A 26,203-nucleotide genomic window follows, 5' to 3' on the forward strand; every position below is an offset into this window, starting at 1 on the left:
GCTACCACTCCAGCACGTCGGCGGACAGGGGCGCCTCGTTCAGTTCCACCGCGGCCACGGAGCCCTCGCGCACGTGGATGACCCTATCGGCGATGGCGGTGAACGCGCTGTTGTGGGTGACGACGACGACCGTGCGCCCCGTATCGCGGCAGGTGTCCTGCAGAAGCTTCAGGATGGCCTTGCCCGTCTCGTAGTCCAAAGCGCCGGTGGGCTCGTCGCATAGAAGGAGCTTGGGGTTCTTCGCCAGGGCGCGGGCGATGGCCACGCGCTGCTGCTCGCCGCCGGACAGCTGTCCGGGGAAGTTGCGCACCCGGTCGGCCAGTCCCACAGCCGCCAGCACCTCGTCGGCGTCAAGCGGGTCGCGGCAGATCTGGCTCGCCAGCTCCACGTTCTCGCGGGCCGTCAGGTTCTGCACCAAGTTGTAGAACTGGAAGACGAAGCCGATGTCGTGGCGGCGGTACTGGGTGAGCTGCTTGCGGTTGAACGAGCTCACACGCGCGCCATCCAGCATGATGGTGCCGGAGGTGGCCGAGTCCATGCCGCCGAGCATGTTCAAAAGCGTCGTCTTGCCGGCGCCGGAGGGCCCCACGATGACCACGAACTCGCCCCGCTCGATAGTGAAGCTCATGTCGCGCACGGCGGCCACTTCCACCTCGCCCATCTGGTAGATCTTGCTCACGTCGGCGAATTCCACGAAGGCCATGGTTCCTCCCAACACCCGGCGCCCCGCCCGGGCGCTTTTTTCTCGGCCCTTACGATACACGATGAATGAAAAAGAAGGCACCCGATCAGGCACCTTCTGAAAACTTCTATCTTTGAGCGGGCAGGGCTACAGCACCTCGAAGGTATGCACGGCGGCGATAGGCGAGGCGTCGCCGTCCTCGTTCACGGAGCGCACCTTCATCTGATAGGCGCCGGGGGCCTCAGGCGTGTAGGCGAAGGTCCACGACACCCAGCGCTCGGCCGTTGTGCCCTCCAGATCGTAGCGGGTCCAGTGCGCGCCGTTGTCGAGCGAGAACTCCACCGCGATGATGCGCTTGTCGAAATCGTGGGCCCAACCGGAAAACTCCAGAGGCTCGCCGACACGCCCCACGTACTCGGCCTTCGCCGCCACGTTGGGGCGGTTGGTGTAGTCGTGGCCGTCGTCGACGAACGGGCCGATGACCGGCGGCACTTCCTCGTTGGTGAAGCGGATCTCGCGGATGTCGCGCACGAAGTACTTGGCCGGCAGCCCCGGCACCCACAGCTGGTTGGTCGCACCCATGACGCTCATGATGTCCTCGCCGTTCACGCGGTTGGCCACGATGGCGCCGCGCTCCAGCAAAAAGTCCAGAGGGAAGCTCTGCTCCATCCCGTCGGCCCCCACGAACGTGACGGTGTTGCACTTCTCTTCCACAGCAATCCCCTTCTCTAGCTTTTGTCCTGGGGACATTCTACAAGCTTCGCCAGCTCGGCGGCCGAGTGCACGCCCGTCTTCGTGTAAATGGCATGAACGTGCGAGCGCACCGTGGCCACCGACACCACCAGCACATCACTGATCTCGCGGGGGCGCTTGTTGCGGGCGAGCAGGCGCAGCACCTCGGTTTCGCGCTCGGTCAGGCCGAACTGATCCGCCAGAGCCGCGCAGCGCTCATCGCGGGTGCGCTCGTAGCGGCCGCGCGGATCCTCGTGGGGCAGAAGGCCCCAAACCGTTTTGGCGTACTTCTCCGAGTTCATGTTGAAGGTGACGAGCACAAGCAGGACGAACACCGCCGTGCCGATGACGGAGAAGGCCGCGGCATCCAGCACTACGCGCTCGTACACCGTGCTGCCGACGAGATTGCCGAGCAGAAAGCCGATCGATCGAATGAGGAAGGCCCGTCCGAACACCTGGGACGGAGCGGCGTTAATGGCCTGGCCGATGACCGAGCAGGCCATGGCGAGCAGCGCATCGAAGTAGTAGAGGGCGCAGGCCTGCATGATAAGAGCCGGCAGAAACTCGCTGCTGTTGGTGAGAGGACCCAAGAGCGCCGCCACGCAGACCACGGGGAACACGAAGCGGTAGAAGCGGTTCCAAATGAGCGACACGTCCACGGGGCGCCCGCGACGGAGCGTAACGATGAAGAGCGCAAGCGCGACGACAGCCCCCACCAGAAACGAGGCCACCCGCGCCACGACGCCCAAGGGCAGCGCCAGCGGAATGACATGGAGAAAGCCGAACACTATACCGTAGGAGCCGACGATGACGAAGAGTCGGACGCACAGGGGCGCCCGTCGGCGCGAGGGCGCGAGGTCATCCGGCCGTCGGTCGCTGGAAGCACTTCCCCCTTTTTCTTCCGTCGTCTCCCCTCCTCCGTCCTCGCGGGTGCGAATGGGCGCAAACGAGCGACGGTAGCTCTCGGGAAAGCAGGAGCCCGGCGCCATGGCCTTCACGAGGCACAGCCCCGCTGCCACCACCAGCCCCAGATGCAGAAGCTCTGAGACCAGCAGAGGCGAGGTGGCCTCCAGCATGCTGAACAGGCCCTGGACGATGAGGGTGGTCAGCGACACCACGGCCACGATGGTGCCCATGAACAGCGCGGGGCCGACCATGCACGCCACCTGGCTGGCGGCCACGAAAAACCATGCCCCCGAGGCGGCGCCAACAAACTGCACGGCAACGATGGCGAAGGGCGCGTCCAGCACCGTAAGACAGCCATAGAACAGAAGGACGTTGCCCACTTGCGCGATGAAGAAGATGAGCCAGAACAGGCCGTCGCCGACCAGGCGGGCGAACTTCCGTCCATTGATCTGCGTTACCGCATAGCCGAAGACGAGTCCGAGCGAATGGGCGTCGCAGGAGAAGGCGCGGATGTTGACCGACGCGCCCCACAGCGGCGCGAGATCGAGCATCCAGCTTCCCGATTCGTGCAGAAGCATGGCGGCCGACGCCAGCGCCACGAGCGCCCCGACGATCCACCAATAGCCCTTCGGCGCCCCCTCGAATGTCCTCAGCGCGCGGGCCGTCGTCTTCCCTGCCTCATCCACGTTCCTCAACCCCACCCCTCGCAACCGGTTCTCTCTTTCCAGCGCAACACGAAGCGCCCGCGGGCCGCCATCGCCGACGCAACCTCTTGCGACCCTCGAGGCGCCTCGCCGAGCGCTATTCAGCCGACTCAATCATATCATCTGGCATTTCCCTGAAATCAACAAGAGTTGTTGAGATGGCTGACCAACCTCAACAAACGTTGCTGATTTTCAATCGGCCGCTCGCATTTAAAGTGACGCTTGCCGGCTGGGGCGCACCACGCCTCCCTTGATGCGCCCCGATCGGCGAAAGGCAAACATCTTCAACGGAAAGGAAGGAGAAGAGGATGAAAGCACAAGAAAGCAAGGGCACGTCCCGCTTGCTCGTGGCCGTAGCCGTGATGGCGGCCGTAGCAGCCCTGGCGCTCGCGCTGTGGGGGTGCGCGCCCCAAGCCACCACGAGCATGGCCGCGACGGGCGGAGATGCGGAGGCGACGGAGGAGGCCGCGCCGTCAATGTACCCGGACTTCACTGATAGGACCTCTGGGAACTTCAACGACACCTTCAGCACCACCGACATGCTGAACGCGGGCAACCGCGGCTGCAATGCGTGCCACGAGGATCTGTGGGATGTCATGAACATGAAGGACGGCTACAAGCACATCCTGACCCACGTGGGCTACGACAAGGCCCTCACCTACCAGGACTGCGAGCCGTGCCATCGCGGCCATACGGCGCTCACCGGCCCGTATCTGGGCGACCTCATCCATGCGGCCCACTATGGCAGCAAGGTCTTCCAAGAGGCCAACGGCAACTGCTGGAGCTGCCATGCCATGAACTCCGCCGGCGGCCAGGGCGACTATCAGCTGGTGCTGTGGGACGACTTCTACGATGAGCCGGCGCTGGGCGGCTACCCGAACATCGACGGCAACGAGATGGAGCAGGCTTGGGTCGACTCCCGCGGCTTCTTCGGCGGATTTGTGAACGGCATGACCCAGGACGAGGCGCCCGCCATCGATGTCAAGCTCGACCAGGCCGTCACCGATCACGACGACGTGTTCATCGTGAACAACTGGGGCCCCGAGGTCACCGAGAAGAACGGCGAGCCCTTCAGCTTCGATGCCGTGTGCAGCGAGGAGAACACCGTAAGCCTCACCGGCGTGAAGAACCCCCGCTCGTTCACGAAGGCCGAACTTCTTGCCATGCCCCAGACCGAGTTCACCATGGCGCTCGCCTGCGCCACCAACGGCCGCGGCGGCTCGCTCGTGTCCAACATCCCCATGTCCGGTGTGTCGGTGGCCTACCTCATCGAGCAGTGCGGAGGTTTGGCCGACGGCGTGAACGCCGTGAACGCCACGGGCTACGACGGCTGGCAGGCCTTCCCGCCCATGAACCTGGAGGCGAGCACCTACACCGAGAACGCCTATATCGCCCTGAAGTACTACGGCGAGGACTTAAGCCAGGATGACGGCGCCCCCATGACCCTCGTATCCCTGGGCAACCCCGGCGCCCGTCAGGTGAAGCACATCAAGTCGATCGACTTCACCCAGGACGAGGCGTTCTTCCAGGGCCCGATGATGGCCGAATCCGACGAGCCCTCCCCGAGCTACCCCATCAACGGCATGTGGTTCCAGGAGGACGGCATCACCGCCAAGGTGGGCGAGCCGGTGACCCTGACCGGTGCCGTGTACAGTTGGAACCGCGTCGTGGGAGACCTGGCCAGCGTCAACTTCAGCTTCGACATGGGCAAGACCTGGCAAGACGTGAAGATCGCCGATCAGGTCACCGACTTCGATCCGTTCCAGTGGGTCACCTATTCCCTGGATTGGACGCCGAGCAAGGCGGGCAAGTACCAGGTGAAGCTGCAGGCCACGGACGTGAACGGCGTCCAGATGAAGAAGCCCGTCACGCTGTTCGTGAACGTCGAGGAATAGAAAGGGACGGTGACATTCCATGAAATCTCAGACCGTTAAGACCATCGGCGGCGTGATGAGCGCGGTGGCCCTCATCTCCGGAGGCGCCGGCGTGGCCCAGGCCGCTACCATCGAGCCTGCGGCAGCCGCTCCGGCATCTGCGACCACCCTGGCTGCCGCAGATGTCGCAGACACCGAGGCCCCTGCGCGCGCCGTGGAGGGAACCTTTAGCTACACGCAGGACGCCTTGTCCTCCAACGCCGAGATAAGCGGCGTTTTCTGCAAGGCGGCCGCCACGCTGTGCGCGTCGCTGCCCACGTACGGCTGCGAGGCCGTCAAGGCCGCGGCCGTCACCGTGGCGGGGCCCAACGCCTCGTTCACGGCCACCGTGGACGAGCTGGCCGGCGAGGAGGAAGCGACCTCCTACGTGATGGCCTGCTCCTGCGCTACCAACGTTGCCGGCGGCGGCGCCATCGCCAACGCCGAGGTCGAGGGCGTCTCTCTGGAAACCCTCGTTCAGATGGCCTGCGCCTAGGCCGTCATCGCCCGCATCCAGGCCATCGCCCGCGACACCCTGGATGCGGAAACCTCATCGGCCCCGCAAGCCCTCGTGTTTGCGGGGCCTTTCTCATATCCCCTTGGTTCTCAGACTCTTGAGACACCCCCCCCCGGAAATAGACAGGAATTTTGAGCGGCAAAGCAGCATCTTTCGGAAATAGATGGGAGTTTAGAGCGCTGAAGCGACCCTCCCCGGAAACAGTTACGAGTTTAGAGCGTCATTTTAGGCACAATGCTGCTCTTTCGTGCTCGAAACTCGCATCTATTTCCGAATCCAGCGCTCTCGGCGCTCGAAACTTCCATCTATTTCCGAAATTAGTGCTTTTTGCATCCAAGGCCTCGTCTGCTTTCAGAAGCCTCCTTGCATGCAGCCATGCCAAAGCTAGCGAGAAGTCGAATTGCTTCCAGTGAGCTCACAGGCCAGTCCCGTTGAAGCAGATCAAGCCGCAATTGCAGCAAAAAAGGCCGGCCCCTTTGCGGGAGCCGGCCTTGGTTTCTCGGGCTTTCGGCCCTTGGCGCGATGAGCGCTTGAAGCTAGGAAGCGAAGATCTCGATGGTCTCGCCCTCGGCCAGGGTGACCATGGCCTTCTTCCAGGTGCGGGTGCGACCCTCCTGGTAGCGAACGCGCTTCGGCTTCGACTTCACGTTCAGGGTGTTCACCTTGACCACCTTCACGTTGAAGATAGCCTCGATAGCCTGGCGAATCTCAACCTTGTTGGCGTCCTTGGCCACCTCGAAGGTGTAGACGTTGTTCTCCATAGCGTCGTAGCTGTGCTCCGTGATGACGGGGCGGATGATGACGTCGCGGGGATCCTTCTCCATTATGCAAGCACCTCCTCAATGCGGGCCAGGCACGGCTCGGCGATAACGAGGGCCTTGTTGTCGACCAGCTCGTAGGTGTTGATATCGCCCACCGGCAGAATGTTCACCTCGGGGATGTTGCGGAAAGACAGGAAAGCCTCGATGTCCTCGTTGCCGATGACCACGCAGATGCGCTTGCCCTCGAGACCCAGCGCCTTGATGAGCGCCACGGCGTCCTTGGTGCAGGGCTTCTCGAAGTCCATGTCCTTCACAATGAACAGCTCGCCGTCGGCCAGCTTGGCGGAGAGAGCCGAGCGCATAGCCAGCTTGATCTCCTTCTTGTTGACCTTCTGGTCGTAGCTGCGGGTGTGGGGGCCGAACACGGTACCGCCGCCGACCCACTGGGGAGCGCGAATGGTACCCTGACGGGCACGGCCGGTGCCCTTCTGACGCCACGGCTTCTTGCCGCCGCCGCGAACCATGCCGCGGGTGCGCGTGTTGGCGGTGCCCTGGCGCCAGGATGCCTGCTGCGCCTTCACGGTGCGATGCATCACAGGCACGTTCGGCTCGATGGCGAACACGGCGTCGGAAAGCTCGACCGTGCCGGCGGCAGCGCCCTTCACGTCCTTAATCTCAATAGTTGCCATAGTTGCTGTAACTCCTTGTTACCGATCGTTCCAATTAAGCCATGCGGACGCGGACGATGCCGTTCTTGCCGCCGGGCACCGCACCCTTGACCAGGATGAGGTTCTGCTCCTCGTCGATGCGAACAACCTCGAGGTTCTTCACGGTGACGGTGTCGCAGCCCATGTGGCCAGGCAGGCGCAGGCCCTTGAACACGCGGGACGGCGTGGCGCACTGGCCCACGGAACCGGGGGCGCGATGGAAGTGCGCGCCGTGGCCGCCCGGGCCGCCGGCGAAGCCGTAGCGCTTCATGACGCCGGCGAAGCCCTTGCCCTTGGACGTGCCGGTCACGTCGACCTTCTTCACGTCGGCGAAGGCCGCGACGGTCTGCTCGTCGCCCACCTTGTACTCGCCGGCGTTCTCGACGCGAACCTCGCGCAGGTAGCGCTTCGGCTCGGCGCCCTGGGCGTCGAAGTGGCCCTGCATGGGCTTGTTCACGCGACGGGGCTTGATGTAGCCGAAGCCCATCTGCACGGCCTCGTAGCCGTCGGTATCCACGGTCTTCACCTGGCACACGGTGTTCGGCTCGGCCTGGATAACGGTGACCGGGACGATGCGGTCCTGGTCGTCGAAGATCTGGGTCATGCCGATCTTCTTGCCATAGATAGCGTTAATCATGTCCCAAACCTCCTTTACAGCTTGATCTCGATGTCAACGCCAGCGGGGAGATCGAGACGCATCAGGGAGTCAACCGTGTTGGGGGTCGGCTCGAGGATGTCGATCAGGCGCTTGTGGGTGCGCATCTCGAACTGCTCGCGGGAGTCCTTGTTCACATGGGGCCCACGGATGACGCAGTACAGGTTGCGCTCCGTCGGCAGCGGAATAGGACCGGAAACCTTGGCACCCGTCTTCTGAGCGGTATCGACGATGAGGCGCGTGGACTGATCCACGATCTCATGATCGTATCCCTTGAGACGGATGCGAATCTTCTGACTTGCCACTTACATTACCTCCAAATAGAAGTTTCTCTGAGGGCGCCTTAGGCGTTGCCGCCGGCCTTGCTGATGATCTCGTCCTGCACGGACTTGGGCACGGGCTCGTAGGAGTCCATCTGCATGGTGTACACGGCGCGGCCCTGCGTACCGGAACGCAGGTCGGTCGCGTAGCCGAACATGTTGCCCAGCGGAACCTTCGCCTCGATGACGACGGCGTTTCCACGCTGCTCCTGGCCCTGAATAAGACCACGACGGCTGGGAATGTCACCCATGACGAAGCCGGTGTACTCCTCGGGCGTCTCAACCTCGACAGCCATGACGGGCTCCAGGATGACCGGGTTGGATTTGCGCAGGGCGTCCTTGATGGCCATGGAACCGGCCACCTTGAAGGCGGCCTCGGAGGAGTCCACGTCGTGGTAGGAACCGTCGATCAGCTCGACCTTCACGTCCTCGACCGGGTAGCCAGCCAGAACGCCGGAGTTCAGCGCCTCCTGGATGCCCTTGTCGATGGAGGGGATGTACTCCTTGGGCACCACGCCGCCGACGATCTTGTTGACGAACTCGTAGCCCTTGCCAGCCTCCTGCGGGTACATGTTGATGACCGCGTGTCCGTACTGGCCGCGGCCGCCGGACTGGCGAACGAACTTGCCCTCGGCGTTCATGACCTCGTGGCCCGGACGCTCGCGATAGGCTACCTGCGGCTTGCCCACGTTCGCCTCGACCTTGAACTCACGCAGCAGGCGATCGACGATGATCTCGAGGTGCAGCTCGCCCATGCCGGCGATGATGGTCTGACCAGTCTCATGGTTGGTGGACACGCGGAAAGTCGGGTCCTCCTCGGCGAGCTTCTGCAGGGCGATGGCCATCTTGTCCTGCTCGGCCTTGGTCTTGGGCTCCACGGCGATGTCGATAACCGGATCGGCGAACTCCATGGACTCCAGGATGACGGGAGCGTCCTCGGCGCACAGGGAGTCACCGGTGGAGGTGTCTTTCAGACCCACAACAGCAACGATGTCGCCAGCGGACACGGCGTCGATGTCGACGCGCTGGTTGGAGTGCATCTGCAGCAGACGGCCGATGCGCTCTTTCTTGCCCTTCGTGGCGTTCAGCACGTAGCTGCCGGCGTCCAGATGGCCGGAGTACACACGCAGGTAGGTGAGCTTGCCCACATAGGGGTCGGTCATGATCTTGAAGGCCAACGAAGCGAACGGAGCCTTCGGATCGGCCGGACGCTCCTCTTCCTCGCCGGTGTCGGGGTTGGTACCCTTGATCGGCGGGATGTCCACCGGGGAGGGCATGTAGTCGACCACGGCGTCCAGCAGCTCCTGCACACCCTTGTTCTTGTAGGCGGAGCCCACGAACACGGGGTTGATCTGGCAGGCGATAACACCCTTGCGGATGGCGGCCTTCAGCTCGTCGACGGAGATCTCCTCCTCCATGAGGACCTTCTCCATCAGCTCGTCGTCGCAGTCGGCGGCGGCCTCAAGCAGCTCCTGGTGGTACAGGGCCGCGTCTTCGGCGAACTCGGCCGGGATGGCGTCCATCGGCTCAGGGTAGGTCATGCCCTTGTCGTCGGCCTTGAAGTCCCAGGCAGTCATGGTCACGAGGTCCACGATGCCCCAGAAGTTATCCTCGGCACCCATGGGAATCTGGGCGGCCACGGCCTTCGCATCCAGACGGTCGCGCATGGTCTGGATGGCATGGAAGAAGTCGGCACCCACGCGGTCGTACTTGTTGATGAAGGCGATGCGGGGCACGCCGTAGCGCTCGGCCTGGCGCCACACCGTCTCGGACTGCGGCTGCACGCCGGCAACGGCGTCGAACACGGCGACGGTGCCGTCGAGCACGCGCAGGGAGCGCTCCACCTCGGCCGTGAAGTCCACGTGGCCGGGGGTGTCGATGATCTGGAAGCGGTATTCCTTGCCGTCGGACGCGCCGCCGGGGTACTTCCAAAAGCAGGTGGTGGCTGCAGCGGTGATAGTCACGCCGCGCTCCTGCTCCTGGACCATCCAGTCCATGGTGGCAGCGCCGTCGTGCACCTCGCCGATCTTATGAGTTTTGCCCGTGTAGTAGAGGATGCGCTCGGTCGTGGTGGTCTTGCCTGCATCGATGTGGGCCATGATGCCGATGTTGCGCGTATCCCTCAGATCGATTTTAGCCATGTATCTTCACCAGCCCTAGAAGCGGTAGTGCGAGAACGCACGGTTCGCCTCGGCCATCTTGTACATGTCCTCGCGCTTCTTCACAGCGGCGCCGGTATTGTTGGAGGCGTCGATGATCTCGTTGGCGAGACGCTCGCGCATGGTGTGCTCCTTGCGCTTGCGGGAGAAGTCGACGATCCAGCGGATCGCCAGCGTGGTGGCGCGACGGGAGTTGACCTCCATCGGCACCTGGTAAGTGGCGCCGCCCACGCGCTTCGGCTTGCACTCGAGGGTGGGGCGGACGTTGTCCATGGCCTTCTTGAACACGGTCAGCGGATCCTCGCCGGTCTTCTCCTGGACCAGGTCGAAGGCGCCGTAGACGATGTTCTCGGCGATAGACTTCTTGCCGTCAAGCAGAACCTTGTTGATGAGCTGCGTGACGAGACGGTTGTTGAACTTTGCGTCCGGCTGCGTTTCGCGACGGACTGCTGCTGCACGACGCGGCATGTAGTTACTCCTTTTGCTTCTGCGCGCTTCGGGATGCTTTGCCGGCATCCATTAGGTCGGCGGGTTTCTAGCCCGACTTCTCCGACCCGCGCGACTTAACGAACGTTATTTCGGGCGCTTAGCGCCATAGCGGCTGCGAGCCTGCTTGCGGTTGTCCACCGCAGCGCAGTCGAGCGCCGCGCGGATGACCTTGTAACGGACACCGGGAAGGTCCCTTACACGGCCGCCGCGGATGAGCACCATGGAGTGCTCCTGGAGGTTGTGGCCCTCGCCGGGGATGTAGGCCGTGACCTCCATACCGTTGACGAGACGCACACGGCAGACCTTGCGAAGAGCGGAGTTCGGCTTCTTGGGGGTCGTGGTGTACACGCGGGTGCACACGCCGCGCTTCTGCGGGTTGCCCTTGAGCGCCGGGGTCTTCGACTTGTCGACCGTCTTCTTGCGGCCCTTGCGGACCAGCTGGTTAATTGTAGGCAAGACTCTTTTCCTTTCCTTTTTCCACGGGCTTGCACTGCACAAAACAAGCGCCTCTGTGAGGCGCGAGGGGGTATATTACGAGGGTTTCCGCTGTGTGTCAAACGCCACGCACCCGGGCGTATCCATCCCCTCCGGCGAGCGGCACAATTTGTCCATAATCGCAGGAAATGCAGGCAAGGAAGCCCCACGCACTTCCGACCGACAAGGACTGGCACGCTTTCTCGTAGAGGCCGACGAGGACTGACGCGCTTTTCCCGTAGGGGCCGACCTTGGTCGGCCCTCCCGACCGATGAAGGCCAGCGCCCCCGGTCATCTAAACCGACTTCAATCGTCATCTATCCCATCATCTCCGAAGCCGGAGACGAGATCGATGAGCTCGGCCTTGGAATGGACATCGAGCTTCTGATAAATGTGCCGACGATGAGTAATGGCGGTTCCCTCGGCAATGAAAAGCACCTCCTGAACGCGACCCAGCCCATGCCCGCGCGCCAGAATGCCCAGAACCTCTGCCTCTCGCTCAGTCAGCGCGTAGACCTCAGCCACGGCCGCGACCCGCTCATCGAAAGGCGTACCGCCGTCAGCAGACTCCGCCTCTTTGCCCCCTGCGGCAGTTACGGCCCTCTTGTAGGCCCGCGCCAAACTTCCGCGCGTCAACACCATATCCGACGCGATAACAGCAAGCACCATGGCCGCGATGGCCGTCACGCTCACGTGGCCCTGGAGATCGAGGCTCTCCATCATAAGCGCCAAACTCGACCCCAAAGCCGCGCCCAGAGCAAGCGCGCCCAGAGCCACACCCCACACGATAGCAAAAGGTACGCGAATCTGCCCGGCCGCCTCCGCCGCGATTCCCACCACCAAGGAAAGGTACACCCACAGAGCCACCGCCGAGGCCCCCGTGGCAAAGCGCAGGGAGAACTCGCTTCCGGCATCGAAGGGGTAAAAAGCCACAAGTATCGGTATGGCCACAAAGCGCAGAAGGAGCAGCCAGCTGAATCCCTGTTTGAGCAGCGCCTTTGCCACAACCTCGACCACGAGGGAGATAACGACGCCCGAAAGGCTCAAAAACCACGTCCACGACAGGGCGTGACCGTGACGCGCAATGAGAAACTGCGTGATCATCAGGGCGAAGACAAGGCCGAACAGGCCATAGGACGCGATAATGCGAACAAAAGCCCCCTGCAGATGCGTCACTGGCGAAGAGGTTTTAGCAGGAGCCTCACCGCGAGACGCCGACACCATGAACAAGGCGCTGGACACCGCCGAGAACACGGCGACCACTGCAAGCAGCAACCAGTGGATGCCTATGGACTGAGCGAAGGCCGCCAGCAGGCAGGCAGCGAGTACGACGAGAAACGAAACCCGGGAGCGCGCCGGAGCATCCAGCCGTCCAAAGCGTTCGCTCCATACCATGGTGAGCAAACCGCCGCCCAAGCCGAGCAGCGCGCCGGACACGACGCGCAGAACCGCAACTGCCACAGAGGCGCCCCGTTCGGGAACGAGCAGAAGCGCTGCGCCGGCGATGGCAGCCAACGCGCCCGCAAACGCCCCGAAGACGCCTCGAGACCATTCGTCCCTCCAACGCGCGAAAGACGCTGCGCACGCCGTCGTCCCCAAAACAACAAGATAAGAAAAGAGAAGGGGGTTCAGCCCCGACAGCGCCAGATCGCCCCCGCGATACATATCGGCTACCACGCCGACAATGGGAAGCCACGTTTGGGCGCCAATATACCCGAGAACCACCAAAAGCCCGCTCTTCTCGGAAGCCCCTCCTAGCCCCTGAGACGGTAGCGCGCCATCGTCCTTCGTAATTCCTACCATCGCCGACCCTCCCGTATCGATGTGCGGTCAAGGGCAGTATAGCAAGGGCAAGGCCGAGAACCACCCACAATCTGTCCTTCGTCATCCCTTATCCCACCTGGTCTTTCATCCTTTTCAGATGATGGCTTGGCAGCAAAATAATCTGTCTCCTCCCGCGAAGCATCGGCTTTGGATGATGGCATTTCGGCGACGAGGACGCACAATGCCGCCCATCGAATTCAATCCGGCGGGACGACGAGAGAGCCGCCGGAGCCACTTGGAAGGAGAGGAGCATGGCTCACGTATCCCTGCGCAAGATCGTTCTTGCCTCCGCTGTCGCGGGTGTCATCGCACTTATGTCCCTGGGCACTGTCGGCTGCGCCCCGAAAACGGCAGATCTCAGCGAAACGGGCAGCGGCTCACAGGCTGAAGCCGACGAGAACGCCGCAATGACAGGGGACTTCGCGTTCTCCGCAGATGCCGACTGCACCACCTGCCACAGCACCGAGGGCGACTCGCTCGGCGACGCGACGATGCCCGCATCTAACCATGCGACGCAGGAGTGCACCACCTGCCATAGCGACATCGACAGCCTGGCGACCGCCCACGATGGCGTGCAGTTCGGCGACAAGACGCCCAAACGGCTGAAAAAGACCACCATCGATACCACCGCCTGCTTCAGCAGCGGTTGCCACGGCAGCCAGGAGGATCTGGCCGCCAAGACTGAAGCCTGCGCCATCCTCACCGACGCCAACGGCACGGTAGTGAACCCCCACGCCCTGCCCGAGAACGAAGATCATACGACCATCGACTGCGGCAGCTGTCACAGCATGCATTCCGACGACACCATCGAGGACACGGCAAAGAAGGCATGCAAGGGCTGCCACCACATGGACGTCTACGAGTGCAACACCTGCCACGAGTAAGGCCCGGCGCATTTAATTGACTCCGGTTCCGCCCGGACCCCGTCAATCCCTCCCCCTACGGGGTCCGAGTGCGGCCATTCCCATCTCAGCATCATCCGCACTCCGGCGGATGACATAGCAAGCCTTATTAAGGAGGAAAACATGGAGGAAGTATCTCGCCGCTCTTTTTTGAAGGGCTCCGCCCTGGCTGCCGCCGGCGCTGCCGGCGCCGCCGCCCTGGCCGGGTGCGCCAACAACGACGCTGCGCTCTCTGAGACTGGCAGCACCCCCGAGTGGATGCCCGAGACCTGGGACTACGAGACCGACGTTTTGGTGATCGGCTACGGCGGAGCGGGCCTGTGGGCCGGCATCACCGCCTTCGACGAGGGCGCTCAAGTGCTCTATCTGGAGAAATCGCCGTTCCGCGGAGGCGGGTCCTCGTCTATCAACATGGGTCAGTGGACTGCCCCCCACGATGCCGACGCGGCCGCTCAGTTTGCTTTCGAGGCCTTCCATGGGCAGACACCTATGGAGGTCTGCCAGGCCTGGGCCGAGGAAGCCGTGCAAAACCCCGACTACGCCGACGAGTACGGCCTCGAGTACACCCTGGGCGATAGCCCCCGTGCCGAGTACAACATCTTCACTGGCTACGAGGAGATGTACGTCGGTTCCGGCGACGGCTACGGCGCGGGCTTCTTCGAGGCCATGGACCAACATCGCGCCGACCGCGGCATCGAGGTGCTGTTCGAATGCCACGACGAGGAGCTCATCCAGAACCCCGTCACCAAGGAGATCGTCGGCTGCTACACCCTCATGGGAACCGACGAGACCCCCAAGGCCGTGAAGGCCTCCAAGGGCGTCATCCTGTGCACTGGCGGCTTCGAATTCAACGAGGAGCTGCAGGCCAAGTATCTGAAGTGCTACCCGATGCGCGGCTTCTACGGCTGGAAGTACAACACCGGCGACGGCATCACCATGGCCCAGAAGGTGGGTGCCGACCTGTGGCACATGCAGCAGGTCTGTGGCGGCGACGACGCCTGGTTCGACGATCCGGAGATCGTGCCCGGGGGCGTTTCCGTGCAGAGCCCCACGCCCAATTACATCAAAGTATCTCGCCTAGGCGAACGCTGGGGTAACGAGGAAATCTTCAGCCCCCATGGTGGCTGGAAGCCCTACGCCAATTTCGATGAGGAGATCTGCGATTTCGACCGTATTCCCTCTTGGTACATCTTCGATCAGACCTCCTTCGACGGCGGCTCCTGGGGCGGCATGGTCGGCGGCGCGGCCACCGAGAACGGTGGCATGGGCATCGGCTACATGACCGAGGGTCTCGATCCCGAACTCGGTGGCTGGGCCGGATGGTCTGCCGACAACAAATGGGAGCTCGAGCGTGGCTGGATTACCACCGGCGCCACCCTGGACGAGCTGGCCGCCAACATCGCCGCCAGCAAATGGGACGACAAGATGGACGCTGAGAAGCTGAAGGCCTCCGTTGCCCGCTGGAACGAGCTGTGCGACAAGGGCGCTGACGAGGACTTCGGCCGCCAGCAGCTGGCAAAGGTCGAGACCGGTCCGTTCTACGCCATTCCGCTGTACCCGGGCATCTGCAATACCATCGGCGGTGCTCGCCGCAACGAGAACGCCAACATCGTCGATCCGAGCGGCAACCCGATTCCGCGCCTGTACTCCGCCGGCTCGTTCGGCAACATGAATGGCCACACTTACGCCATCACCGGCGGCAATGGCTCCGAGAACTGGTGCGTCGGCCGTATCGCCGGCCGCAATGCCGCCGCCCTCGAACCCTGGGATGCCGCAACCGAGGCCTAGGCCCGGCCTGGCGCCGATGAGCACAAGCGGGCCCGCTCTTGAAAAGCGGGCCCTTTTTCTAAACGAGAGAGGAAGGAGGGGCTCTGTGGCTCAACTCGAGTTTTCCGTTCCTTATAACGGAGACGCCGCCACGCTGCGACAGCTGATCGCGCTTCAAAGACGCAACGGCAACGTTATTCGGGAGATCTACCTGAATGCGCCGCAAGCCATCACCGGTTCGGGCCGCGTTGGAAACGTGACGACCCTCGACGAGTTCGTCGGAGTGGTCAGCATCATTCGCGAAGCGGGCATCCGCGTCGACGTCACAATGAATTCCACGTGCGATGGCGGGGATTGGTACGCCGAGGAGACCCTCAATCGACAAATCGGATTCATTCGCGACATGCACGAGCAACACGGCATTGAGGCAGTGACACTGGCCAATCCCTTCCTCATTGAACAAGCGCGCCAAACCTGTCCGAACCTTGAAATCAGCGCCTCAGTCCTCGCTGACATCGATTGCTTTTCCCGCGCCGAAGCCTTCGCACTGGCAGGTGCCACCACTATGACCGTGGACACGAGCATCAACCGCGACCTGAAGCTCTTGCGGCAAATCCGCGAGAAACTTGGCGTAGAGCTCAAGCTCATGGTAAACGAGGGGTGCTTGAACAAATGCCCCTACCGCAAGTTCCACATGAACTTGATCTCCCACAAATCCCACGAAGAGCGCGACGAGGGCAACGCCTTCTCTTTCGCTTGCGGCGACATCATCGGCCGCGATGCCGGGCAGATTTTCAAATCGAACTGGATCAGGCCCGAAGATATGCGCCGCTACGAGGGCATCACAAGCTTCTTCAAAATTGTCGGCCGCGATATGATGCCGAGCAAAGTGCTTCGCTGCACCGAAGCCTACTTGGACGAGTCCTACGACGGCAACCTCTTCGATCTGCTGTGCAGCTCCATCGGCTATTACGGCATCGAATTCCGCGCGCACATCGACAACAAGGCACTTGGCAGGACGAATTTCTTCAAACGCACCTCCACTTGCAACAGACAATGCCAGCGCTGCGCCTATTGTGCCGAATTGGCCGACGAGCTTCTGGGCTATGGCTGGATCACTCGCGAGATGCTCGAGGATATGGGGCAGACGTCGATGATCGCCGCCATCGAAGCGCAATTCGGAGGCAGCTACCCTGTTTGCCGCTCCTTTTCAAAGACGCCCCTTGAAAACCCATTCCAATCTCTGTAAACGCGAGGAGGAACCCTATGTCTACCCAAGTCAGAACCTGGACCGAGTATTGCGGCGCCGAGGGCGAGCCCTCGCGCTGGGATCTGTCCATCAACGACCGCCCCGTGCCGGGCGGCTATATCGAGAAAACCGCCGAAGGGTTCGAGATCCATTATCCACACCTTCCCCTCAAAAAGCTCACCACCCTAGAGGAGGCGAAGCGCAGCCTGGAGCTGGCCCCACCGATTTCAACAGCTGGCCTGAAAGTGGGAAGGATAGCCGACGAGGACAGCGACCTCATCTCGTCTGCCGAAGCTGGCGAGATACTCGGCGTGAGTCGCTTCCGCGTGAATGCCATGGTGGCCTCGGGCGTGCTGCCCGGCCGCCGCGACAACGGCAAGATTCTCGTCGATCGCGCCGCTGCGGAGCAGAAGGCCGCCCAAGGCCTCCCCGAGGGACCTCAAGGGAAGTTCGCCAACCTTTTCCTGTTCTACGCGCCAGCAGGCGAACGCACGCAATATGTGGCTGAACTCGAAGCCGACGACGCCGACTCCATCGAACGCGCCCGCGCCTTCGCCCAAGAAGTCATGGAGGACGAAAGCGAAGACGCCGTAGAAGTGCGCGACTACCTGCGCATGCGCAACTTCTTGCGTCGCCACGAAAACGAATTTGAGTTTGCTCGCAGCGTCTTTGGCGATCTCGTCGAAGAGCGAGCCCGACGCGCATCCCTACGCATACCGGAAACTGAAGCATAGCCTTTCACGCGATCTTGTCTTAGACGATACCAAACCTCGGATTCTGGCAGTCCACGGGTACCAAACCTCCAGTTTCACCCGAAGCTCTGATCTGGGAAAACTTCCTATAATGCCTGGTAGATGGCTTGTCGCAGTTCAGCCAAAACGGGCGGTTTGGGTCCCTGCGCCTGGCAAAACAGGCGGTTTGGTACCCGCGTCTGCCAAAATCCGAGCCTTGTCCCCGCAGGTGCCGGGACAAGGCTCTCCCTGCCGGAAAAGTCTGCCGTTGCAGAGAGGGGCGACCAAGGTCGCCCCCTACGGGGTCGCTTCTAAAGCTACATCGCGTACTCGGCGATGATGGCCTCGACGTAGCGGGCCATGTTCTGGAGGTCGGCTACCTCTATATACTCGTCGACGGAATGGAAGTTGGTCATGCCGATGCCGAGGGTGATGGCGTCGGCGCCCTTCGTGCCGAGGATGTTCGCGTCGGCCCCGCCGCCGGAGGTGGCGTGGCGGGACTCAAGGCCGCAAGTGGCCGCAGCGGCCTCCAAATGCGCGACGATGGCGTCGCCGGGCTCGTGCACGACAGCCGGGTAGTCCAGCTCCCAGGCCACTTCCACCTGGCCGCCGAAGCGAGCGGCGGCTTCTTCCAAGGCGCGGGTCATGGCGTCGCGCTGGGCGAGCACGCGATCCTCGTACAGCGAACGGCACTCCCCCATGAGCGTCACGACGGCGGGCACGATGTTCACGGCCACGCCGCCCTCGATGCGGCCGACGTTGGCCGTGGTGCACTCGTCGATGCGCCCAAGCGGCATGGCGGCCACGGCGGCTGCGGCGATCTGAATGGCGGAGACGCCCTCCTCCGGTTCCACGCCGGCATGGGCGGCACGGCCCTCGATGCGAGCGCGCAGCGTCCAGTGGTAGGGCGCGCCCATGATGATGGTGCCCGGCGCCCCGTCCGCATCGAGCACGAACAGCGGGAAACGTCCGTCGCGCTCGGCTTCCGGGGTAGCCGCCGGCAGATTCTCCGGCCACGCGAGCGCATCGTCGGCCAGGGCACCGGCCCCTAGCAGGCTCTGCTCCTCACAGGTGGTGAGCAGCACCGTGATGTCGGGCCGGGGCGTGCCGGATTCCAGCACCGAGCGCAGCCCCTCGAAAATGGCGGCGATGCCGGCCTTGTCATCGGCCGAGAGGATCGTCTCCCCCGCCGAGTAGACGACCTCGGCCATGCGGCAGGTAATGTCGTCGCAGATATGGCGCTGCTCGATGACCGCCTCGATGCCCGCGCAGGGCTTCACCGTGTCCAGATGCGCCGAGAACCCGATGCGCCCCGGCACCGTGCCGGGCAAATGCGCGATGAGGTTGCCCGTATCCGACCCCGTTTCCGCCGCAGAAGCGTCGAAGGTGACCGTGAATCCCATCTCCGCCAGCTTTTCTGCACAATAAGCTGCCATGGGAGCCTCGTGCCATGACGGGCTCTCGATGGCCACCATTTCCAAAAACGATTCAAGCACGCGATCGGGGTTCATAAGGGTCCTTCTTTCAAAATTCCTAAATTTTTTGTCGCAGGGATGCGCCCAAGGAAAACAGCGAGGGTCCGACAGGTGCCTGGATTTGCCCCGCCTTTTGCCCAAGCGGCCTTCGTGCCGCGCCGTGGCAAAAACAAGGGGCAAGGCCAGGTGCCTGTCGGATCCGCAGCGTCGCGTAATAATTCCTCAAGGAATTATTACGAGGCAAGAATGGGGGCCGCCACCTGCTTCTTGCGGGACAGCACGCCGGGCATCCAGTTACCGCCCTCGCAGCACTCGATCTCGAAGACGCGGTTCACACGGGCCGGATCGCCCTCCACGATGAACTGCGAGCCCTCGGCCAGAATATCGGTGACGAGCAGCAGGGCGAACTCGTAGCCGTTATCTTCCACGAGCTTCTTCATGTGATCGCGAATCTCCGCCTCGCGGGCCATCACAGTCGGCAGGTCTACCGTCTCGCGCTGGGCGATGAGCACCGTCACGTCGTCGTTGACCTTGAACTCCTTGGAATCGGCCTCGACCAACTTGGCGATGGGCATTTTGTCCTCGCCGCCGCGGGTGCGGAAGATGTCCATGCCGTACTCCACCGCGTCGATGCCGAGCTTGTCGGCGAGGAAGTTCACCTGGTCGACGTCCACCTGGGTGCAGGTGGGAGACTTCATGATGACCGTGTCGGTGAGGATGGCCGACAGGAGCACGCGGGCGATGGAATCGGGCAGCTCGATGCCGGTCTGGCGGAACTGAAGCGTGACGATGGTGGCCGTGGAGCCGATGGGGAGGTTCAAAAAGAGGATGGGGTTGGCCGTGGAAACATCGGCGATGCGATGGTGGTCGATGATCTCGACGACATCGGCGTTCTCGATACCCGGGGCCGCCTGGCCGATCTCGTTGTGATCCACGAGGATGACCTTCTGCTTGACTTCCTCGCCATCGCGCTCGACAGGGTTCACGTTTTCGATGAGCACCGGCTCGGCGATGTCGTTCTGCTCCAGAATCCAGGCGCTTTCCACCGGCAGCGGCCCCAGACGGGCGGGCACGTACTCGACGGCGTCGGCCTCGCCGTCGCGGGCGGCCAGCGCATTCTTCAGATGCGCGTAGCCCACGGCTGCGGCGATGGAGTCGTTGTCGGGGTTGCGATGGCCCACGACGAGGATTTTGGAAGACATGAAGGTTCCCCTTTCTCACCAACTTACGGTTTTGAGGCAGTATAGCGCCTCTGCGCCCGTTAGGCGATGGGCTATGATAGGCTTCTTCGATGAAATGAAGCCCTGAACTGCTCTGCGGATGAGAAACGCGAAAGGAGCTCTTGTGAAAACCTATGGTCTGAGGGACATTATCGGCCCCATCATGGTGGGACCGTCCAGCTCGCATACGGCGGGGGCTTTGGCCCTCGCCTCCATGGCGCGGAAGCTCTTCGGCGAGCAGCCCGAACGCGCCGTCTTCACCCTGTACGGCTCCTTCGCCGCCACCGGATCCGGCCACGGCACCGACAAGGCGCTGGTGGCCGGCATCCTGGAGCTTGCGACCGACGACCCGCGCGTGGCCGACGCCTTCGCCCTGGCGAAGGCAGCCGGCGTGCAGGTGGACATCGTCTGGGACACGACCACCGAGGTGGCGCACCCCAACACCGTGGACATCCGCTGCGAGAGCCGCGAGGGGCGCACCCTGGAGATGCGGGGCGTCTCCATCGGGGGCGGCGCGGCGGTCATTCGGCGCATCAACGGCATCGACGTGGACATCACCGGGGAACGCACGAGCGTGGTCGTGCACCAGCGCGATGAGCGCGGGGTGCTCGCCCACATCGCCGGCGTGCTGGCCGACTGCGGCATCAACATCGCCAACGCGAACCTGCACCGCACGGCCAAGCGCGGCGACGCCTACACCGTCCTTGAGACCGATAGCGCCGTGGATGCGAGCGTGCGCGAGCTTCTGATGGACCACCCGGACATCATCAACGCGCGCGTCGTACCCGCCACCTGCGCCGGCGACGGCGAGGAGGTGCCCGTACCCGAGGATGCCGAGGAGCGGTTCGCCCGCTGGGACTACGCATCCGGCGAGGAGCTTCTGGCGCTGTGCGAGCGCGAGCACGTCACCATCGCCCAAGCCTTCCGCGCCCGCGAGGAGGCGCTGTGCGCCAAGCAGGGCACCGAGGCCGGCATCGACGCCTATCTCGATCGCGTTCTGGAAGTGATGGGCAACGCCGCCACCGAGCCCTTGGGCAACCCGCAGCCCTCCGTGGGCGGCCTCATCGGCGGCGAGGCGGCGAAACTGCGGGCGGCCTTGGAAGATGCCGATCCCCGGCACCGCTTGGTAGATCCCCTGGCGGCCCGGGCGGCCCAGTACGCCCTGGCGACCCTGGAGACCAACGGGCGCATGGGCGTCATCGTGGCCACCCCCACCGCGGGCTCGGCCGGCGTGCTCCCCGGCGTGCTTCTGGCCCTGCGCGACGAGCGCGGCTTCTCCCACGACCAGCTGCGCGAGGGCATCCTCACCGCCGCGGGCCTGGGCTACCTCATCGCCCGCAACGCCAGCGTGTCCGGCGCCGAGGGCGGCTGCCAGGCCGAGGTGGGAAGCGCGGCCGCCATGGCGGCTGCGGCGGCCGTCACGCTTGCCGGCGGTGCCCCCGACCGCTGCCTGGCCGCCGGCGCGAACGTGATGATGTCGCTGCTCGGCCTGGTATGCGACCCGGTGGGCGGCCTTGTGGAAGTGCCCTGCCAGAAGCGCAACGCCACGGCGGCCTCCGTCGCCTTCGTCAGCGCCCAGATCGCCCTTTCCGGCGTCCAGAACCTCATCAGCTTCGACGAGGCCGTGGCCGTCATGGACGAAGTGGGCCGGGGCCTTCCCCCCGAACTGCGCGAGACGGCCCTCGGCGGCATCGCCAAGGCCCCGTCCGCCTGCGCCTTCTGCGCGGGGTGCTAGGGTAACGCGACAGACGCTTCCAGCACGGCGGCCCAGATCGACGCGATCCGGGCCGCCGTCTTCTTGGCAGGGCGCCTACCCGATCTTCACGATGGGGGCGTAGTCTTTCAGCAGCTTCTTAGTCTGGCCGGTCTTGGCGAACTTGACGTGCAGGGTGTCGCCGTCGACCTTCACCACGGTACCGCGACCGAAGGTCTTGTGGTCGACGGCATCTCCCGCAGCGAACGTCGCCTGCGCGGCGGCCTTCTTGCCCTCATTCGGGTTCACCCCTGCGCCAATGCGGCCCGAGCCCGAGCCCAAACCGCCGCGGGATGCGCCGCCGACGCTGCCGGCCGCACGCCCCGTACCCGTGGCCGCGCGGTACTCGGCGAACGAGCGCCCCTGCGCCCCCGAGGCGCTCGAGCGCCCGAACACGCGGCCCTCCCCCGCCTCGGTGCCCGAACCGGCGATGCCCCGACGGCTCCCGCGCTTCTCCCAACCGGTCCCGGAAAAGCCCGCCGAGCCCAGCCCGCTCGTCTGACGCAGCTCGCTGGGGATCTCGCCGATGAAGCGCGAGACGGGGTTCGCGTGCGTCTGGCCGAAAATCTGCCGTTGCTGGGCGCAGGTAAGGCACAGGCGCTTGCGGGCGCGAGTGATGGCCACATAGGCGAGGCGCCGCTCCTCCTCCACGGCCGCCGCGTCGCCCACGGAGTTCATGTGGGGGAACAGGGTCTCCTCCATGCCGGCCACCCAGACGCAGTCGAATTCCAGGCCCTTGGACGAGTGCACGGTCATGAGGGTGACGGCCTGCCCGTCCTCGGTCACCGTGTCCAGATCGGTGCGCAGGCGCACCCATTCGATGAAATCGGCCAGCGAGTCGCCGCGCAGTACGCGCACGGGCTCGGCGGACTCGTCCTCGCCCACCGTCGGCGCGGCGAAGTCGGACTCCTCCGCATCGTGGGTCTGCACGAACTCGTCCACAACGCCCAGAAACTCCTGGATGTTCTCGACGCGCCCGCGCGCCTCGTCGGTGCCCTCGTCCTGCAGGGCGCGAATGAGGCCGGCCTTGTCGATGATCATCTCCACGACCTTGCGCAGATCGCCCACGTAGGTGGCGCCGTCCTTGATGACCTGGATGAACTCCCCCACGGCATTGCGGGTGGAGGCGCGGATGTCCGGATCGACCACCGCCAGCTCGGCCGCTGTGAGAAACGGCATGTTCATCTCGCGGCCGTACTGGTCGATGCGCTCGATGGTGGTCTTGCCGATACCGCGGCGCGGCACGTTGACGACGCGCTTGGCCGCGATGTCGTCGGCCGGGTTCACCACCAGCGTGAGGTAGGCCATCACGTCGCGGATCTCGGCGCGATCGAAGAAGCGCGTGCCCCCGACGATGCGGTAGGGCACGCCGGCGCGCAACAGCATATCTTCGAGCATACGCGACTGGGCGTTGGTGCGGTAGAACACGGCCATGTTGTTGTAGGAAGTGCCCTCGGCCCGGCGCCGGTCGATCTCCCCGGCGATCCAGCGGCCCTCGTCGCGCTCGTCGGTGGCCAGATACACCGAGATCTTCTCCCCGTCGCCCGAGTCCGTGAACAGGCGCTTCTCCTTGCGATGCTGGTTGTTGGCGATGACAGCGTTGGCGGCGGCGAGGATATTGCCCACGCTGCGGTAGTTCTGCTCCAGCTTCACCACCTTGGCCTCGGGGTAGTCGCTTTCGAATTCCAAGATGTTACGCAGATCGGCGCCGCGCCAGGAGTAGATGGACTGGTCGTCGTCGCCCACCACCATGATGTTGCGGTTCTTGGCGGCGAGCAGCTGGGTGATGGCGTACTGGGCGCGGTTGGTGTCCTGGTACTCGTCCACCATAAGATAGCGGAAGCGGTCCTGATAGGCCTCGCGCACGTCCTCGTGGTTCTTCAACAGCAGGTAGCCGTACAGAAGAAGGTCGTCGAAATCGAAGGCGTTGGCCGCCCGAAGGCGCTCCTGCAGCCGCTCGTACACGCGCTCGGCCACCTTGCCCACCGGGTCGTGGGCGTCGAAGTTGCCGGGGGTAACGAGGTCGTTCTTCGCCTGGGAGATGCGGTTCATCAGCTGGTTCACGGGAAAGCGCTTCGGATCGATGTCCAGCTCGACCATGATGTCCTTGTACAGGCGCTTCAGGTCGTCGGTATCGTAGATGGTGAAGTTCTTCGTGAAGCCGAGCCGCTCGGCATCGGCCCGCAGAATGCGCACGCACATGGAGTGGAAGGTGGACACCCACATGCCCCGCGAGCGCGTGCCCACGAGCTGCGCCAAACGCTCGCGCATCTCGGCGGCCGCCTTGTTGGTGAAGGTGATGGCCAAGATCTCCCAGGGCGCGGCCAGGTCCTGATCGAGGATATTCGCGATGCGGTAGGTGAGCACGCGGGTCTTGCCGGAGCCGGCGCCAGCCAGCACCAGAAGCGGACCTTCGGTGGTGACGACCGCCTCGCGCTGGGGGCCGTTCAAGGTGTCGATGTCGATGGGCACGGTTGCATCCTTCGCCGTTGGGTGGAACGTTCGCGGAGTTCGCTGCCCGCGCGATGCCGAGGCGAGAACCCCGGCGGCGAGCATGAAAAGAGCCGCCCGAGAGCGGCTCCCCTATTCTATCCTGTGCGCGGCCTTCTGGCCCCAAAGGCCACGAAGGCTTCACCACCTGTTCGATAAACGAGCGTCCGGCAAGGCAAGCGCGGCGGCGAAGGCCCTAGGCGCCGGTGGAGTCCTGCACGGCCTCGGGGGCGTTCCCCGTGCCCTTTTCGCGAGATGCGGCGGCCTCGTTGGCAATGCCGGCGTCGCCGAACCAGGAATCGTACAGGGCGTCGTAGGAACCGTCGGCGCGCAGGGCGGTCAGGGCCTCATTCACCGCCGTAAGCAGCGCCTCGTTGCCGGCGGCCACTGCGAAGGCGTAGTCCTTGTCGGAGGCGACAAGCTCCACCGCCTGCAGGTGCGGCTCCTTCACCTGCACGTAACGACGGAAGCGCGGCTCGTCCACGATGGCGGCCTGGGCACGCTCGGAGTTCAGCTCCATAAGGGCGTCGATGCCGTCCTCGAAGGCAACCACCTCGGCCTCGGGCAGGTTTTCGGCCACCCAGGCGGCGATGGCCGCATCGTTCTGCACGGCCACCACGGTGCCCGCATCCTGGATGCTGGCCAGGTCGTCGTGGCCGGTGTCCATCTTCGTGACCACGGCGTAGTCGGCATGCAGGTAGGGCTCGGAAAGCGCCACGCCCTCGAGCGCGGCATCGGCGGGAATGGACGACGCGCCCAGGTCGGCCTCGCCCGCGGCCACCTTCGCGGCGACGTCCTCGGGGCGGCCGGGGGTGATGTTCTGGTCGGCGTCCTTGTGGTTCACGGCCTTGGCGAACTGCACGTCCAGCCCGGCGCGCTCGCCCACCAGCCGGAGCAGCTCCACGGTAAAGCCGATCTGGCTTGTGCTGGTTGCCTGCTCGTAGGGCTCGCTGTTGAGCGCCGAGGCCACCATAAGCACGCCAGCCTCGGCCGTGGGCGCGCCCTCGGTCGCCTTCTCGCCGCCGGTTTGCGCCGAGGAGGCCTCGTCGGACGAGCAGCCGGTGAGAGCGGACAGGCAGACGGCCAGCGCGACGGTGAAGGCCAGCGCGAGCACAGCGGCACCCGCAGCGCGAAGGGCCGCGCCGAGCGGCACGCGGCGGGTGCGGGCGGAGAGGGACAGATCGGTCATGGGGCTCCTCGCTTTCGGGACAGGGCTTTCTGCGAAGCGGCGCGCGACGGGAAGCGGCCGGGACGCAATGCTCGGCCGCTCTCTCGCGCGAGCGCGTGGCTTGTCGCTTCCTACCATAGCTGCCCCGAGGACGGGCGCATCATCCCTGAGCGGCCGGCGGCATCATCCCCCGAGGGCGAATTTCAACGAAAGTGAAGCAGTTTCCCCAACAATTCCCCACTGCTCGCCCGCGCCAGCGCCCTTCGCGGCCCCGCGCTCTACCATGAAAGCGAAAGGAACCGGCGTGGACAAGCGGGAAGGCGCCCGGAGCCGACGTCGCGCACCAACGCTTCCGCCCCATGCCATCGTTGAGAGAGGACCCGTTATGAGCGACCATAAAGCCCGGGAACTAGAGCACGATACGGCCCCCAAGCACCCCAAGGGACGTAAGGAGACCTTTGCCGAGCGCGACCCGCTGGCCGCAGAGGAGCCGACCGTGCTGGAATCGGTACTGTCAATAATCTTGCGCAAATTCCAGCAGGCGACCGCCAGCCGTCGGCATGATCACTCGTCCAGCAGCGACACGTCCAGATACCTCCTCGACC

General features: G+C 64.0%; 23 protein-coding genes. 8 read left to right on the forward strand and 15 right to left on the reverse strand.

The window, feature by feature from the left end; genetic code table 11:
- Position 1: 1 nt before the first annotated feature.
- The 3 genes from ACYVRU_RS08845 to ACYVRU_RS08855 form a co-directional block, all read right to left on the reverse strand.
- Positions 2-703: an ABC transporter ATP-binding protein gene (locus ACYVRU_RS08845; RefSeq protein ID WP_161127317.1), complete on the reverse strand. Its 702-nt coding sequence runs from the start codon at positions 701-703 to the stop codon at positions 2-4.
- Positions 704-829: 126 nt separating this feature from the next.
- Positions 830-1,396 (reverse strand): molybdopterin-dependent oxidoreductase, encoded by a 567-nt coding sequence (locus ACYVRU_RS08850; protein WP_461186026.1) that lies wholly within the window; start codon positions 1,394-1,396, stop codon positions 830-832.
- Positions 1,397-1,410: 14 nt separating this feature from the next.
- On the reverse strand, positions 1,411-3,006 hold the full coding sequence (locus tag ACYVRU_RS08855) for a response regulator transcription factor (protein WP_461186031.1): 1,596 nt from the start codon (positions 3,004-3,006) through the stop codon (positions 1,411-1,413).
- Between the two features lie 326 nt (positions 3,007-3,332).
- On the opposite strand from ACYVRU_RS08855, the gene ACYVRU_RS08860 reads away from it, so the two are divergent.
- Both ACYVRU_RS08860 and ACYVRU_RS08865 read left to right on the forward strand, forming a co-directional pair.
- The gene (locus ACYVRU_RS08860; RefSeq protein WP_161127322.1) at positions 3,333-4,919 is read left to right on the forward strand and encodes a molybdopterin-dependent oxidoreductase; all 1,587 of its coding nucleotides are present in this window, start codon (positions 3,333-3,335) and stop codon (positions 4,917-4,919) included.
- 19 nt (positions 4,920-4,938) lie between these two features.
- On the forward strand, positions 4,939-5,433 hold the full coding sequence (locus ACYVRU_RS08865; RefSeq protein WP_461186027.1) for a hypothetical protein: 495 nt from the start codon (positions 4,939-4,941) through the stop codon (positions 5,431-5,433).
- A 557-nt stretch (positions 5,434-5,990) separates the two neighbouring features.
- On the opposite strand, the gene rplW is transcribed toward ACYVRU_RS08865, so the two are convergent.
- The 8 genes from rplW to ACYVRU_RS08905 all read right to left on the reverse strand — a co-directional run bounded on the left by rplW (position 5,991) and on the right by ACYVRU_RS08905 (position 12,822).
- Positions 5,991-6,278 carry a 50S ribosomal protein L23 gene (gene rplW / locus ACYVRU_RS08870; RefSeq protein ID WP_022740348.1) on the reverse strand — a complete coding sequence of 96 codons (288 nt, stop codon included), beginning with the start codon at positions 6,276-6,278 and terminating at the stop codon, positions 5,991-5,993.
- Complete coding sequence (gene rplD, locus ACYVRU_RS08875) at positions 6,278-6,904, reverse strand: 50S ribosomal protein L4 (protein ID WP_114539968.1); 627 nt, start codon at positions 6,902-6,904, stop codon at positions 6,278-6,280. The genes rplW and rplD overlap by 1 nt, the downstream gene beginning before the upstream one ends.
- Positions 6,905-6,938: 34 nt before the next feature.
- A complete protein-coding gene (gene rplC / locus ACYVRU_RS08880) occupies positions 6,939-7,559 on the reverse strand; it encodes a 50S ribosomal protein L3 (protein ID WP_022740350.1) in 621 nt (206 codons plus the stop codon).
- Positions 7,560-7,573: 14 nt separating this feature from the next.
- Positions 7,574-7,882 (reverse strand): 30S ribosomal protein S10, encoded by a 309-nt coding sequence (rpsJ, locus tag ACYVRU_RS08885; RefSeq protein ID WP_016309237.1) that lies wholly within the window; start codon positions 7,880-7,882, stop codon positions 7,574-7,576.
- Between the two features lie 38 nt (positions 7,883-7,920).
- Entirely contained in the window at positions 7,921-10,038 is a 2,118-nt protein-coding gene (gene fusA, locus ACYVRU_RS08890; protein ID WP_461186028.1) for an elongation factor G, read from the reverse strand.
- 15 nt (positions 10,039-10,053) lie between these two features.
- Positions 10,054-10,524: a 30S ribosomal protein S7 gene (rpsG, locus tag ACYVRU_RS08895; protein ID WP_022740352.1), complete on the reverse strand. Its 471-nt coding sequence runs from the start codon at positions 10,522-10,524 to the stop codon at positions 10,054-10,056.
- 105 nt (positions 10,525-10,629) lie between these two features.
- The gene (gene rpsL, locus ACYVRU_RS08900) at positions 10,630-11,001 is read right to left on the reverse strand and encodes a 30S ribosomal protein S12 (RefSeq protein ID WP_157012296.1); all 372 of its coding nucleotides are present in this window, start codon (positions 10,999-11,001) and stop codon (positions 10,630-10,632) included.
- Positions 11,002-11,325: 324 nt separating this feature from the next.
- Entirely contained in the window at positions 11,326-12,822 is a 1,497-nt protein-coding gene (locus ACYVRU_RS08905; RefSeq protein WP_461186029.1) for a response regulator transcription factor, read from the reverse strand.
- 272 nt (positions 12,823-13,094) lie between these two features.
- On the opposite strand from ACYVRU_RS08905, the gene ACYVRU_RS08910 reads away from it, so the two are divergent.
- The 4 genes from ACYVRU_RS08910 to ACYVRU_RS08925 all read left to right on the forward strand — a co-directional run bounded on the left by ACYVRU_RS08910 (position 13,095) and on the right by ACYVRU_RS08925 (position 17,495).
- Positions 13,095-13,727: a cytochrome c3 family protein gene (locus tag ACYVRU_RS08910; protein WP_114539972.1), complete on the forward strand. Its 633-nt coding sequence runs from the start codon at positions 13,095-13,097 to the stop codon at positions 13,725-13,727.
- Between the two features lie 141 nt (positions 13,728-13,868).
- Entirely contained in the window at positions 13,869-15,533 is a 1,665-nt protein-coding gene (locus ACYVRU_RS08915) for an FAD-dependent oxidoreductase (RefSeq protein ID WP_161127327.1), read from the forward strand.
- Between the two features lie 85 nt (positions 15,534-15,618).
- Positions 15,619-16,761 (forward strand): U32 family peptidase, encoded by a 1,143-nt coding sequence (locus ACYVRU_RS08920; RefSeq protein WP_173112312.1) that lies wholly within the window; start codon positions 15,619-15,621, stop codon positions 16,759-16,761.
- 17 nt (positions 16,762-16,778) lie between these two features.
- Positions 16,779-17,495 carry a MerR family transcriptional regulator gene (locus ACYVRU_RS08925; RefSeq protein ID WP_114539975.1) on the forward strand — a complete coding sequence of 239 codons (717 nt, stop codon included), beginning with the start codon at positions 16,779-16,781 and terminating at the stop codon, positions 17,493-17,495.
- Positions 17,496-17,809: 314 nt separating this feature from the next.
- Here the strand turns inward: ACYVRU_RS08925 and ACYVRU_RS08930 are convergent, their stop codons facing one another.
- Together ACYVRU_RS08930 and ACYVRU_RS08935 are read right to left on the reverse strand one after the other, a co-directional pair.
- A complete protein-coding gene (locus ACYVRU_RS08930; protein WP_157012305.1) occupies positions 17,810-19,003 on the reverse strand; it encodes a M20/M25/M40 family metallo-hydrolase in 1,194 nt (397 codons plus the stop codon).
- A 197-nt stretch (positions 19,004-19,200) separates the two neighbouring features.
- Positions 19,201-20,169, reverse strand: a complete 969-nt coding sequence (locus ACYVRU_RS08935; protein WP_022740360.1) for a manganese-dependent inorganic pyrophosphatase — start codon at positions 20,167-20,169, stop codon at positions 19,201-19,203.
- A gap of 142 nt (positions 20,170-20,311) precedes the next feature.
- Between ACYVRU_RS08935 and sdaAA the strand changes: the two genes are divergently transcribed.
- Positions 20,312-21,922, forward strand: coding sequence for an L-serine ammonia-lyase, iron-sulfur-dependent, subunit alpha (gene sdaAA / locus ACYVRU_RS08940; protein ID WP_114539977.1), 1,611 nt, complete (start codon positions 20,312-20,314; stop codon positions 21,920-21,922).
- A 75-nt stretch (positions 21,923-21,997) separates the two neighbouring features.
- Here the strand turns inward: sdaAA and ACYVRU_RS08945 are convergent, their stop codons facing one another.
- Complete coding sequence (locus tag ACYVRU_RS08945) at positions 21,998-24,412, reverse strand: ATP-dependent helicase (protein WP_114548614.1); 2,415 nt, start codon at positions 24,410-24,412, stop codon at positions 21,998-22,000.
- Between the two features lie 214 nt (positions 24,413-24,626).
- Positions 24,627-25,619 (reverse strand): substrate-binding periplasmic protein, encoded by a 993-nt coding sequence (locus ACYVRU_RS08950; protein WP_173112306.1) that lies wholly within the window; start codon positions 25,617-25,619, stop codon positions 24,627-24,629.
- 364 nt (positions 25,620-25,983) lie between these two features.
- Between ACYVRU_RS08950 and ACYVRU_RS08955 the strand changes: the two genes are divergently transcribed.
- A partial coding sequence (locus ACYVRU_RS08955; RefSeq protein WP_461186030.1) for a hypothetical protein occupies positions 25,984-26,203 on the forward strand: 220 nt, incomplete at its 3' end.

The organism is Adlercreutzia sp. CNCM I-6216 (genome assembly GCF_977113345.1).